This window comes from Nitrosococcus wardiae (assembly GCF_004421105.1).
GTDB classification, from domain to species: Bacteria; Pseudomonadota; Gammaproteobacteria; order Nitrosococcales; family Nitrosococcaceae; genus Nitrosococcus; species Nitrosococcus wardiae.
This window is the reverse complement of record NZ_CP038033.1, coordinates 1833306-1846619: the sequence shown is the minus strand read 5'-3', so window position 1 is coordinate 1846619 and position 13314 is coordinate 1833306. Positions and strand designations below refer to the sequence as shown.

Here is a 13314-nt window from a genome sequence, read left to right as displayed (position 1 = left end):
AAACCAGAAAGTAAAAAGGAGACCTCTTTATATTGATATTGAGGACTCCAGTCCCTCCAAGCCTGGAGCTGCTTCAATTGAGCTCTGAAGCCCTTCAGATCTGCATATTCATGATTTCTTGATAGGCAGAAACCAGTCGGTTACGAACTTGGAGTACGGCTTGGAAAGAAACGCCAGCTTTTTGAGAAGCGATCATCACTTCCGATAAGTCCACATTATTATCACCGAGGACAAAAGCCATCTCGAGATTACTGGACTGCTGCTGGGCTTCATTGACCGAGTTAAGGGCCTGCTCAAGCAAGAGCGCAAACTCATTCCCCGTAGCTTCACCCGAAGTCCTGGCTGAACCATTTTCAGCTAGAGCAGCCGCAGCCCGCATTTGCTCAAGAAGTTGGGTGCTATTGATCGGTTCCACAGCAGAATCCTCCCTCAGGTATTCGCTAAGGTAATCACTAAAGGCATTCGAAATTCAGGGTGTCAATCTTGTATTCGAGGGGGCAGGAATAGCCACACCAGCCTTTCTTAGCCGAGCAAGTTTATAACGCAGGGTTCGCTCGCTAATGCCTAACTGGGCGGCGGCCTGTTTCCGCCGCCCACCACAGCGCACCAGCGTATCTAGAATGAGTTGTTTTTCATGGCTTTTGAGATCCTTGCTAAGCTCTCCTACCCCCGTTGGAAGCGGCGCTTCTATCCCCGTTTCAAAGGCCAGCGCCTGGGTGCTTATCGCTTCTCCCTCTTCCAGAATCAAGGCCCGCTGAACAACATTATCCAGTTCACGAATATTTCCTGGCCAGGGATGGGCCAGCAGCTTGGCTTCGGCAGCGAGCGTCAAACGGGGTGGGAGACGACCCGCTGCTGCGGCCCGGCTGGCGATCAGTTGTCGCGCTAGGGGTAAAATATCTTTGGTGCGCTCCCGCAGGGGCGGCAGCTGCAAAGGAAAAACATTTAAGCGGTAATAAAGGTCTTCGCGAAACTGGCCACTCGCTATCTGCTCCCGGAGAGCACGATTGGTGGTTGCCAATACCCGCACATCCAAGGGGATCACTTTGCATCCGCCTAAGCGCTCTACTTCCCGCTCTTGTAATACGCGGAGCAACTTAGCCTGTAAATCCAAATCCATTTCCGAGATTTCATCCAGCAACAAAGTTCCTCCCTGGGCCTGCTCGAATTTGCCGGGATGAGTCTGGTGGGCACCAGTAAAAGCCCCTTTTTCATAGCCAAACAGGGTGGCCTCCAGCATATTCTCAGGAATGGCAGCGCAGTTGATGGCCACAAAAGGGCCTTCGCAGCACTTTGAGTGGCGGTGGATATAGTGTGCTAAAACCTCCTTCCCCGTGCCACTCTCACCACTAATAAGCACCGTAGCCTCGCTGCGAGCTACCCGCCGCGCTAGTTCCACTACCGCCCGGAAACGGGGATCAATGGCTACCAGAGATTCATCTTTTTCCAACACCCGCAGAGCTGGTTCATTTTTAACGACCAGAACCGAGGGTTGCACCATAACTTACTCCTTTGCTTTGAGAACTGCTTTAAAAAGGTCGAAGCATCCAGCAGGTGCTGGGAAATCCGCGGCTTTGCACATTGTTGCCTGATAGTACCGACATAGCGGGACATTCGCCCTCCGCACTTAAAACAATTATGCAAAAAGAACGCCAAACAAAAAAAGATTTAAAGAATCAGGTAAATAAGGAGTAAGCTCAGGTGGAAGTCAAAATCTTGACGTCATATCTTCGCGCTGGATACCGTATTTGCGCAGTTTTTCGACTAAAGTGGTACGCCGCATTCGCAGTCGATTGGCGGCTTGAGCCACGACCCCATCTGCCTCGTCCAGCGCTTGTTTGATGAGTGAACATTCGATGCGATTGAGGTGCTTTTTGAGGTCCAAACCTTCTCGCGGCAACCGGGGAGTCTCCGAAGTATCGACGACCTGCTCTAATGATGACACCTCTGGGACAAAAGGGTGGTTTTTGCCCTCATCTATTTGGTACTTCTGGGGCAAATCATGATAATCCACAACACCATAGGGATGGAGTATCATTAAACGCTCAATCAGGTTGGCCAGTTCTCGTACATTTCCCGGCCAGGGATACTGGCAGAGGGCCATCACCGCCGCCGGCGTCAAGCGGACAGCGCCTCCCTTTTCGTGCCCAATCCGGGTAATCAGTTCATTAATGAGCAGGGGGATATCTTCAACCCGGGCCCGCAAAGGCGGCATCTCAATCGGAAAAACATTAAGGCGGTAATAAAGGTCCTGGCGAAAATTTCCTTCTGTGAGTTGTTCTTCCAGGTCACGGTGGGTGGCCGCGATAACACGCACATCCACACTGATAAGCTTACTGCTTCCCACCCGCTCAAAAGTCCGTTCCTGCAATACCCGCAATAATTTCACCTGCATGGCCATAGGCATATCGCCGATTTCGTCCAGAAACAGGGTCCCTCCTTGGGCTAGCTCAAACCGCCCTTGGCGAGAGGTAATAGCTCCCGTAAAAGCCCCCTTCTCATGGCCAAAGAGTTCACTTTCCAGCAGTTCACCAGGAATAGCGCCACAATTGACGGGCACAAACGGCTTTCCCCGACGTGCGGAATAGTAGTGGAGATTCCGGGCAACCACTTCCTTGCCAGTCCCCGATTCCCCCAGGATCAGTACCGTTGCATTAGAATCAGCAACCTGTTCTATCAAATGGCGGACCATTCGAATAGCGCGGCTGTTGCCCACTAAGCTCCGAAACAGCTCTACAGGGCGTCCCCCTTCTTTTTTTTGTCGCCGGCCTTGGCGAAAAAGTTCTGCATTTTGCAAAGCACCTGTCAACTCTGCTTGGGTAAAAGGGTAACGGAGAATCCCTAGAGAGCCTGGCAAACGCCAACTTTCTTTCTCTTGACTGCGCTCCTTAGGCACCAATATCCATACCGGCAATTGCCTTTGCTCACTCGCCAATTCCTTCACTAGGGCAGCCGGCTGCACCTGATCTTCGTCGCAACGACCCAGCAACACGGCAACCACGGCTTGGAGATCGAGGTCATCCACCTGTTTTCGCCATTCCCGGCTTGGCTCAATAAGCACGGAACGGTAGCCAATAAACTCGATAATCGTTTGGAGGGCCTGGCCGCGTTCTTTATCACCCTCCAAGATCAATAAGCACGGAACGGTAGCCAATAAACTCGATAATCGTTTGGAGGGCCTGGCCGCGTTCTTTATCACCCTCCAAGATCAATACGACCTCAGCAGACATCGTAGGCTTTTCCTGCCTCTTAAGACACTGTCTCGGAGTACGAAGAAGAAAATTACATTTTCTAAGTAATGAGGAAAGTTAAACACCCCGAGAGGCGAATGTCAAAATTCTGTCGTACTGTCAGTATCAGACTCCTTCCTCGTAGGCGGGGAACCCCTTCGAGTTTGGGCAATGTGGCGCCGATGCCAGCGAAAGATGAATCGCTCTAGCCCTTCCCGAACCCCCTCTCCTAGCTCAGTGAAAAGCACCAAAATGCGGTACCCGTTAGCTTCCGCTTTTCGCGCCTTCACTTGGCCTAAAAAAACTAAAGGACGGCGGAGTTCTTCTTTTAGATAAACTTCAACCTGGACAGTCTCCCCCTTCATCGGTGTCTCCCGGGCCCACCATTGTAGCGTCTGAGCAGTAAGCCGCAGGGGAATGGCTTCTGGAAGTGGCATCTGCTGGGAGAGCAGCAATCCTATCTGCTCAAGCAACAAATCCATCTTCAACTCTAAACGCTGGAGTTCCGAATAAAGCAGCGGCTGCTCCTCCAGTAGCTCCAAAGGGGAGGGGATGGAGCTATTCAACAGCTTTAACAGTCGCTCGTTATCACGGCAAACAAACGCGCTGACCTTGGTTCCGGCTTCCACATAACGCCAAGTGAGGGGGTGCTGGCTTTGATAAAAAACCCCCTGCCCTAATGGTTGCGGCACGAGTTGACTTTCTGTTTCAGCCACAAGCTTCTACCTCAGACAAGGTGCGGGAATTGCTTCCCTTTTTTTGCCGGCTCAAGCTCCGTTGTCCAACGCGCAGCTTATAGAGGTTATCTTGATATTGCCTTCTATCTCCCGATGCAAGTTGATGCGCACACCCCGATGTGCTGGAGCCGCAGCCTGTTACTGATGATACGGGCACCATCTCCAATGCTCGGAGAGAGAGTGAAGGGGAAAAAAATCGAGCAAAAATACCCCTAGAGAGTATAGCTCCGATAGGTATCGCAAGCTTGAGAACCCTGCTGTAATTTCCTTAATCCTTGGGCAAAACAATCACGCTCCTGCTGACAAAGGGCGACGATTTGCTCATTGAGTGAAAAGAGTTGCTCCAGACGCTGCCGGGCGAAGGGAAAAGAAACAAGCGGATTCCCTGGAGGGAACAGTTGCTGCAATACTTTATCTCGCTCCACCTGCAGATCTGCCAGCTCTTGCCACGCACCCTCTTGAGCCTTTAAGAGCATCTTCTGGCTTAAGGCAAGGAGAATATCTAGGGTCTCCCCCACAACCACTGATCTCGGAATCGAATACTTTATGAAAACCCCAAATTACTCCCATTAACGAGACGAAGTTGGAGGAATCGATGCAGTCCCAGAAGACTCATAGGCCATTGGGGAATGTGCAGTGGAAATAGCGTCCCATCCCTTCTTAACCTCATTAAGGAGGTAGGTGACTTCCTCCAGCATGGCGCCATCATTATAAAGATTGGCCTCCAAGAGACGTCTCACAACATAATCATAAAGCCGATCCAAGTTAGCAGCAATTTCACCGCCTTGGTCATGGTTCAAGCTTGATTGTAAACCATCGACGATGTTAATCGCCCCACTGATATGGGTGCATTTTTGCGTTACATCGTTGCGTGCCATTGCCCCCTTAGCCACTGCAATTTTCTCTAGAACACCTTCCAATAACATCTGAATGAGACGGTGGGGATTAGCTCCAGTGACGGCACTTTGGGCACCAATCTGGCGATATTGTTGTAGCGCTCCCTTACGTGTCATAAGAGGTTCCTCTGCAATATTACCCAAGCCTTCTTTGAAAGTAATCACAAACTGTCCTACTCTAACTCAACATGCCCCACTAGGAGGAAGTTCTTCTCGGTAAAATAGTGATTTGCTGGCTTAAAAAATCACTGGTTGCTTGGAGCTGCCCAAGGAGACTGTCTAGCATAGTGAATTGCGTCCGGTAACGCTGCTCAAGGGCCTCTAGCCGCCGATCCAAAACCTCCCGCTGCTCGCCGAGATCAGCAATACGATCATTCAAGCCATCAATGCGATTGTCTAGAAACCCATCCGAGGCGGATACTTGTTCAAGAAAAGCATTAAGCCGAGCAGCGACTCCACGGGAAAAGGCAACGCTCCCCCGATCCCCAACACCGCCACCAAGCACTTCAAGCTTAACCCCTTCTGCCCCGCCGCTTCCGGTCAAGAAGCGGCCAGAACCGACTGCTGCTTGGCCGCCAATAGTTCCCGCCACATCCACCCCTGCATCGCCACTTTTCACAGTCAAACCCAGGGTTTGGGTAGTGGTCACAGCTGGCGAAGGATCTAACGATAGGAGTTCAACGCTTGAAGCACTTCCATAACGACTCGAGGTGATTTCAAGGTGGTCGCTCACAAACTCGACCGCCACACTCCCCCCTGCCTCACTCAGTTTGGGATTGCCGTTAATCTGGCTCTGGAGCGCTGCGGCAAGTTCCAAGCCACTGTTGTAGATCTCGTGGGTCAACGATATTGTCCCAAGCTCGCTGCCATCTACTTTGAGTGTGAATTCATCGTTGTCTGCATCGATAGTAATGGGAAAACTACCTGTCGCCTCCCCCGTATACTTCCCTTGGGTAGCCAACTGACTAATATGGACCTCATATTCACCGGCCCGGGTTGTCTCCGTGCCCTCCACAAAACGCACCAAGGGGTCCGAGGCCTTCCCACCGACCGCAAACAAACGAGCAATTGCCTCTGGATCGGTCTTAATAGCGCTCTGTAACTTACTCTCCTCTAAAGCTAAGGTCCCCTCTCGCTGGGTGGTGATCCCGATATCGGCCAGGGCCCGGTAGGGGCCAGACAGTCCGGTCACGGCATAGCCCATGAGACGGCGAATGCGGTTTTCTATTCCACGCAAACTCGCATCCCCTAGCAAGGCACCCCTTTCTCGGGTCTCCGGGTTATAGGAAGATAGCGAGTTTAAGCTCTCCACCAAGCCATTATAAGAGTCCACGAAACTCTTCACTGATTTGCTGATGACTTGTCCATCGGAAGCAACAGTGAGTGTCGTGGGGGAACTTGGTTCAGCACTTTTGAGATTTAAAGTTACTCCCTCAACCACTTCCGTGACAGTATTAGTGGAGCGGGTAATCCTCAGACCATCGACAAGGAGCCGAGCATCCTGGGCGGCCACCGTCTCCGTCAAATTCTTACCACTACCAACGCCTGGAGCGGCGGGGTCATAGGCCAGTTGCGATAAGCCATCGTCATCCACATTATCAGCTGGATCGGCACCTTCACCATCATCAACTGTAATTTGCAGGCTATGGATCACCCCCATGTCTTTAGAGGTAAACACCAGATGATCCCCGGTCCCACCATTGACGATGCTCGCACTGACTCCCATATTGGCTTCATTGACGGCATCGCGGATGCCGCTCAGGCTACTGTGGGCAGCATCAACGGTCACCACTTGGGCTGGTTTATCGGAATTCGCCGTGAAGGTGTTGGTGTCTTCATCATAGGTGCCAAAATGAAAGCTCAGGGTTCCCGTGCCGATAGTCGTGTGGGAGTCAGAGAATGTCTTCGAGGCGAGCTTCTGGGCTTGGGCAAGCTGCTGCACTTCTACCCGATAAGTACCGGTAGCCGCTTCCGCCGTCGTTACAGCGGTCAATAAACTCGTGTTGTCAACCCTGGCTTTAGTCCCTAGGAAAGCTGAAAGGGAGTTAAGCCCGGAAACGGCATTTTGGAAGTCCGCCAATTCACTTTTCAGGGTACCCACAGCGGACAGAGTCGTTTGCAGCTGAGCCTCCCGGCGATTGAAGCGGAGCCGCTGGGGCTGCCCTTCTGCCGCGACCAGTTGGTTAACCAAACTTTCAACGTCAAGCCCAGAACCAATACCCGACGAAGTAATCATGTTTCTTTCGTCCGTTCAGAAATAAGCCCACCGTTAAACCAATGTTTGAATGAGCGTGCCATCTGTCACTCCTTCCCCGCCTTCTTCCGCTACTCGCCGCGCCAGCGTCAGCACTTCTTCTCGAGGGATCTGCCGAATCACTTCTTCGCTTTCCCTGTCAACAACCTTAATCACAGTGCGGCCCGTCACCTCATCGATACTAAACTGTAATTCCCGGCGCACGCTTTGCAAAAAATGGTTGATGCTTTGCACTGCCTCAACCAACTGTTGAGGGTCGACTTCCCCCTTCTCCCCTTCCTTTCCCTTAGACTGAGACGAGCCGGCAGTCAATGGCTGCTGCTCGCTAGGCGGATGAACTTTGATCTCGGATGCTTGGGAAAGTCCATCTGGGATTTCCCTAGGCATGAGCTCTGGAGAAATAGCATTAGACATTCGCTGATTCCTGGCGAGAGATTCGATTAAAAAGTATCACGTTCGGGGCTTGGCCCCGAACGTGATATGGATTAGCTTGAAGTTACCCTAATAAACTCAATACGTTTTGGGGCAATGAATTGGCCTGGGCCAACATGGCGGTACCTGCCTGTTGGAGAATCTGGTTGCGGGTCAATTCAGCCGTCTCGGCCGCAAAATCAGCATCCCGGATGCGGGAACGGGCGGCGGAAACGTTTTCGGAGACGCTTTCCAAGTTTGAAATGGTGGACTCAAAACGATTTTGCAGCGCTCCTAAATCCGCCCGCTGAGTCGAGATGGAACCGAGGGCCTTATCAAGAACAGAAAGGGCACTATTGGAGCCGCTTTGGGTGGAGATATCCACCTGGGCCACCGAGGACAAGGACGAGGCGATGCTAGTCCCAGCCAAAACCGTAGCATCCCCGGTCACCGTGAAGCTTTTATCTGATTGGAAATCTACTTGGCCCCCTACTACGAGACTGTCTGTTTCCCCATTCCCATCATCCTGTATTAAGTTTTGTGCCCCCACAGCAAATGCTACCGCGCCAGCCCCAGCGCCGGTATTAGCTGCATCCGAGATGAGAATATCCTCGCCATCCGTATTTTCCAGGGTAATGGCATCCCTATTTTCACTAAGGGTAGCGGTCACCCCCGTCTCGGCGCTTTGGGCATTGATAGCATCCGCCAAGTTGGTCAAATCAGTCGTGGTGACCCCCGCGGAAATGGAGGCGGCCGTTCCTCCACTCGACTGGAGGGTGAAAGCGATTGTTCCATCGGCCGCGTTGTCCAAGGTGACTGAGGTCTGGGCCGTGGCCGTCACGCCGGTGGTGCCGGATTGCCCATTGACTAAATCGGCGATTGCTTGGGCGGTCTCACCGCCGGCAAGAGTTACCGTTTCAGAGCCTATGGCGCCATTGAGAATCACACTCTGAGCGGCGACACCATTATCCCCCGTGGTATCTGCTGCTAACGTTAAAGCCCCCACATTGGTGTTACTGCTTCCCTGATGCTCGCCAATGTCGGTAGCACGAGTGCTATTGATAGAAAAATTGATGGTTTGGTTGACTTTATCCCCAACCTGGAATTTCTGCCCGGTAAAAGAACCATCCAACAAAGTTTTACCATTGAAAGAGGTGGTATCCGCAATCCGGTTGAGTTCTGTCTGAAGTTGGGAAACCTCTTTTTGCAGATTTACTCGGTCCGCACTGCTGTTGGTGTCATTGGCCGATTGGACCGCCAACTCACGCATCCGTTGCAGGATGTTGGTGGCTTCTGTCATTGCCCCTTCGGCCGTTTGGGTAACGGAGATAGCATCATTGGCATTACGGACCGCCTGGTTTAGACCCCGAATCTGTGAGTTCATCCGGTCGGTAATGGCTAAGCCAGCGGCATCATCCTTGGCGCTATTGATCCGCAAACCTGAGGACAAACGCTGTAACGAAGTCTGCAGCGCACTCTGGGAACGATCAAGATTCCGCTGTGCGTTCAGCGACATAATATTAGTATTCATAATTTGAGGCATTGTTACCCTCCCTTAGATATTTTCCGGGTTTGTCCCCAACTAAATTATCTCCAGCGGAGATGCGCAAAAGGCGCATTCGTCGCTTCCACGGAAAGGATCGGCAAAATAGGAGGAAACTTTAGGCTAGAGTCGGCAAGAGTTTGCCGCCCCAATTAGAGCGCTTAGAGGAAATTAAATAGGGATAAGCCCTGCAACCGGGTATAGGTTCGCTGAGCGGCTTCAAGGGCCGTTAGTTGCTGATTGAGATGGCCAATGGCCTCGGCAAAATCGAGATCGTTAAGAGAGGATTGCAGCTCAGCCATTTGCAGACTAAGGTCTTCGTTCATTTGGCGCTCGCTATCGATGGCATTAAGACGAGCTCCGACCCCTGCCCGGATCTCTGAAACCTTCCCCAGCGCTTGATCCAAATCAGTGAGGGTTCTATTCATATCATTATTGAAACGGGCCTGGCTGGCCGTGTCGCTCACTGGCTGCTCCAAAGCATCAATAAAACGTTGGATAGTAGTGAACATATCCTGATGGGCGCTGGAACGGATAGTAAAACGATCTCCATCTCCAGGTGTGCCGGTTACGCTCACTTGGGCACCCCCAAACGCAATTGCTTCCCCACTGACAAAATTGCCATTGGTCACAACGTTATTTTGTGAGTCTAGGACTTCAAAAGTAAGGGGGTCACTAGGCTGTGGCTGAGAAAAGCGCAAAGTGTAATCGTCAGGAACAAAAATCCCACTGACCGAACCAGGACCTATCACCCCCGAGCCACTATTCGAAGGGTCCGTCTCAGTAACAAAAGTGCCATTCCCCTCGCGGATGGCCAGAAATACCTCAGAGCCCGGATCACTGTCCGCCATCTGCACTGAAGGACTGATTTGTATTAGGCGCTGACCCTGATCGCCCTGGTAGGCAAAATCTCCTCCTTCCCGGGTAAAGGGTTGGGTGCGACCTTTAAAACCGGCAAAAAGATACTCACCGCTGGCATCTTGAGAATTGGCAAGCCCCTGAAGTTCCTCAAGACGCTGCCGAACTTCCTTGGCCATCATGATTCGATTCTCATTATTTTGAGAACCATTATTCGCCTGTACCGCCAGCTCCCGCACCCGCTGCAGTAAATCCCCCACCCCTGCCAAGGCTGTTTCCTCTTGGGACAGACGAGCCGTCGCCCCATCGGCGTTTCTTTGGAATTGGGAGAGCTGCTCTAAAGTTTCACGAACATCTAGCAGGCGAGCGGCAGCGGCAGGATCATCGGCCGGAGTAAGAATACGCCGGCCAGTGACTAATTGCTGTTGAATTTTGCTGACCTGGGCCTGCTGATCCAATATCCCATCAATGCTTTGTTGTTGGAATAAAGAAGTGGAGATACGCATGGATTATCTACCTACTGCACCTAACAAAGACTGAAACATAGTATCGGCAACCGAGATCACCCGGGCGGCGGCTTGAAAAGCCTGCTGAAAACGGAGTAAGTTAGCCGCCTCCTCCTCCAAGTTCACTCCCGACACGCCTTCCCGGACTTCAACTGCCTGATCTAACAAAGCTCCACTGGTATCCCGGTTCACTTCCGCTTGACGAGTGCGGACACCAACATCCACGACCAAACGACTATACTGTTCCTGGTAAGTTGCTGTCTCATTTTGGAGAAGACTTTGAGTTTGCAGCCCGGAGAGTACGAGGGCATTACGGTTATCGCTCACGCCCCCAGTATTATTATGAACAACAAAATTGTCTCCATCGGCAGGGGTGCCCGAAATAGTGAAGGTGATCCCCCCTAAGATAGAAAAGGTGAATTCCTTGCCGTCACCCTCAGTCGCGGGATCATAACCCAACACGCCACCCGGCCCCCCATTCACATTGAATTGTTTTGCTGCCGCATCATAGTTTAGGGTAATCTGCCCATTAGTAGGCAAAGGAAGGCCGTTGGTGTTGGTTACCGAAGCCGCTGAGATTTGCCCTGTCCCCTTATTGCCAAGATTTGCTTCGGTACGGATCGGTGCGGCGGCGGCAATACGGCTAGTATCGGTGAGCATCACCCCGAAATTTTGGGCGGCTTCCCGGGTAGGTTGGATAAGATAGCTATCTCCCGAATCCATGGAACCAGCGGTTAAATCTAAAGTTAGCCCATCGATGGTTGCCGTACCGCCAGGAAAATTAGTCAAAGAGTAAACCTGGTTATCTGACAAGCGGGTGAGCGTGTAGCTTGCACCATTGCGCTCCAACCGATAATCACTGTCAGTGAGCTCGCTAACATTGCTAACAGTGATCTCCACCATGCCATCGCCGGTATTATCCGTCCGAGGCAAAGAAACCGGAGCACTGGAATCGATAGGGGAAAAAAAATCGTGCCCCAGCTCTCCTTTGAGATCCATTCCTAAGTGGTGCTGAGCATTAAAGGTTTGAGTAATTCCAAGCGCCAATTGGCCCAAGTTATTGCGGGACGGTTCCAGTACTTGAGCCCGGAAAGAAAGTAAAGCGCCTAATTCACCCCCCGCCATTTGGTCGGAGACTGCCAAAGTATCACTGCCCACGCTATAACCAATGTCTAAGCGGGAGCTATCGTAGGGATCGCGAAGAGTCGCTAGCTTACTGTTGTGGTCACCCACGACTAGGGACTGGCCATTGCCAACAAAAACATTGAGCATTCCATCTTCTTGGGGAAATACCGTCACGGCCACTTTCTGAGCAAGCTCCCCAATGAGCTGGTCCCGCTGATCCAGTAAATCATTGGCTGGCTGGCTGCTATTTTGCCCCTGGAATTCAGAGAGACGCTGATTGAGCTTGGCAATAGAGGAAGCAAGAGTATTGACTTCCGCCACTGTATCCCGAAGTTGAGTATTCACTGAATCATGGAGATCACGCAGGCGACCATCGAGAAAATGGAAGCGGGCAGCCAATACTTCCCCTTCGGTAAGCAATGCCTGCCGAGCTGCCGGTGCAGAGGGAGCATCGGCCACCTCTTGCACCGAATTAAAAAATTGCTGCAAGGTGGGGGATAAGCCGGCCTCAGAGTCCGCAAAAAGATGGTCAAGCTGAGCTGTCAGATCATGAAAGGTTTCGAATTGGGCGTGCTCAGAAGTATACCCTTGTACCTGCTCGGTCAAGAAGGCGTCATAGGCACGATGCACGGTGGTGACACTAACTCCGGTACCAATAAACCCATTCCCTGAAAATTCAAGCAGTTGAGTGGCTAGTTCCGTGCGCTGCCGAGAAAAACCGGGGGTATTAACATTCGCAACATTATGACTGGTGGTCGCCAAGGACCGCTGCATGGCTAAGAGCCCAGAAAGGCCGATACTCAGTGGGTCGCCTGTTGCCATGGTGAATTTTGCCTTGTCTGCAACCTAGCCGGAATTAAATTTCCTTAAGCGTCATTCTTGCCTCCCTTAAAGCCTGTCCTAACGTCTCGCTCCTTAAAACCCCTAATACTTTATCTGCATAGGCAGGATCCGTCGCGTAGCCAGCCTCAGCTAAGGCTCGGATAAAGCTCTCAGGACTGCGAGTATGGCTTAAGGCATGATGATAGCGGGGCTGCTGCTGCAAAAATGTGACGTAATCCTCAAAACTCTCCCGAAAGGATGTATAGACCCGGAAACGGGCTTGCTCACGCACGGCAATCCCCTCCCGGTATTCGATAGTACCTATCTGAGTCACTGGGCCCTGCCACTGACCGTCCGCCTTGATATTAAACAGATTGTAGCTACTCTCCTGGGCCTCAGTACGGAGGATCTGCCGCCCCCATCCTGTTTCTAGAGCGGCTTGAGCAAGCAGCACCCGAGGATCGACCTGAAGAGCGTGCGCCGCCTCCTGGGCATAGGGCCAAAGGGTTTGGGCAAATTCGGCCGGCGTTGCCAAGACGGGTGCTGTCTTTTCAGTGACCGTGACTCTCTCTATTGGAGTGCGGGCAATGGCGGTCTTCTGGACTGAAGACAGGGATTCTTTCCCTGGGATTTTGTTTCCCAGCTGGGAAACAATCATATCCGCTAAACCCAATCCCCCCTTACGGGCCAGTTCAAGGGAAATCTGCTGATCAAAAAGTCCTTGATAAAATTGAACCTGTTGGCTACTCAAGAGTCCTTCCCCCTGGCTGGCTTCCCGCATATTTTTTAGCACTAGCTGGACAAAGAGAGATTCAAATTGGGCTCCGATTTGGCGCAATGTCTCGGGATCTTTCGGTGCTTGCCGTGCGGTCTGGCGAAGCTCATCAAAGCTGTCAGCAATGGTGTAAAGTGGAGTGGTTGATGGAGCCATG

The 13314-nt window shown here is 51.9% G+C and carries 12 protein-coding genes; all 12 read right to left on the bottom strand.

What is annotated here, in order from left to right; genetic code table 11:
- Positions 1 to 94: 94 nt before the first annotated feature.
- Complete coding sequence (fliE, locus tag E3U44_RS08940; protein ID WP_134357818.1) at positions 95 to 415, bottom strand: flagellar hook-basal body complex protein FliE; 321 nt, start codon at positions 413 to 415, stop codon at positions 95 to 97.
- 54 nt (positions 416 to 469) lie between these two features.
- On the bottom strand, positions 470 to 1501 hold the full coding sequence (locus E3U44_RS08935; protein ID WP_134357817.1) for a sigma-54 interaction domain-containing protein: 1032 nt from the start codon (positions 1499 to 1501) through the stop codon (positions 470 to 472).
- A 207-nt stretch (positions 1502 to 1708) separates the two neighbouring features.
- Entirely contained in the window at positions 1709 to 3133 is a 1425-nt protein-coding gene (locus tag E3U44_RS08930; RefSeq protein ID WP_276321976.1) for a sigma-54 dependent transcriptional regulator, read from the bottom strand.
- Positions 3134 to 3331: 198 nt separating this feature from the next.
- Complete coding sequence (locus tag E3U44_RS08925) at positions 3332 to 3946, bottom strand: PilZ domain-containing protein (RefSeq protein WP_134357815.1); 615 nt, start codon at positions 3944 to 3946, stop codon at positions 3332 to 3334.
- Between the two features lie 233 nt (positions 3947 to 4179).
- Positions 4180 to 4485 carry a flagellar protein FliT gene (locus E3U44_RS08920; protein WP_134357814.1) on the bottom strand — a complete coding sequence of 102 codons (306 nt, stop codon included), beginning with the start codon at positions 4483 to 4485 and terminating at the stop codon, positions 4180 to 4182.
- 51 nt (positions 4486 to 4536) lie between these two features.
- The gene (gene fliS, locus E3U44_RS08915) at positions 4537 to 4980 is read right to left on the bottom strand and encodes a flagellar export chaperone FliS (protein ID WP_134357813.1); all 444 of its coding nucleotides are present in this window, start codon (positions 4978 to 4980) and stop codon (positions 4537 to 4539) included.
- A 79-nt stretch (positions 4981 to 5059) separates the two neighbouring features.
- Entirely contained in the window at positions 5060 to 7099 is a 2040-nt protein-coding gene (fliD, locus tag E3U44_RS08910; protein ID WP_134357812.1) for a flagellar filament capping protein FliD, read from the bottom strand.
- A 33-nt stretch (positions 7100 to 7132) separates the two neighbouring features.
- On the bottom strand, positions 7133 to 7531 hold the full coding sequence (locus E3U44_RS08905; protein WP_134357811.1) for a flagellar protein FlaG: 399 nt from the start codon (positions 7529 to 7531) through the stop codon (positions 7133 to 7135).
- 82 nt (positions 7532 to 7613) lie between these two features.
- Positions 7614 to 9071 carry a flagellin gene (locus E3U44_RS20345; protein ID WP_134357810.1) on the bottom strand — a complete coding sequence of 486 codons (1458 nt, stop codon included), beginning with the start codon at positions 9069 to 9071 and terminating at the stop codon, positions 7614 to 7616.
- Between the two features lie 161 nt (positions 9072 to 9232).
- A complete protein-coding gene (gene flgL / locus E3U44_RS08895) occupies positions 9233 to 10435 on the bottom strand; it encodes a flagellar hook-associated protein FlgL (RefSeq protein ID WP_134357809.1) in 1203 nt (400 codons plus the stop codon).
- 3 nt (positions 10436 to 10438) lie between these two features.
- The gene (gene flgK / locus E3U44_RS08890; RefSeq protein WP_134357808.1) at positions 10439 to 12382 is read right to left on the bottom strand and encodes a flagellar hook-associated protein FlgK; all 1944 of its coding nucleotides are present in this window, start codon (positions 12380 to 12382) and stop codon (positions 10439 to 10441) included.
- 34 nt (positions 12383 to 12416) lie between these two features.
- On the bottom strand, positions 12417 to 13313 hold the full coding sequence (flgJ, locus tag E3U44_RS08885) for a flagellar assembly peptidoglycan hydrolase FlgJ (RefSeq protein WP_134357807.1): 897 nt from the start codon (positions 13311 to 13313) through the stop codon (positions 12417 to 12419).
- Between the last annotated feature and the right edge of the window lies 1 nt (position 13314).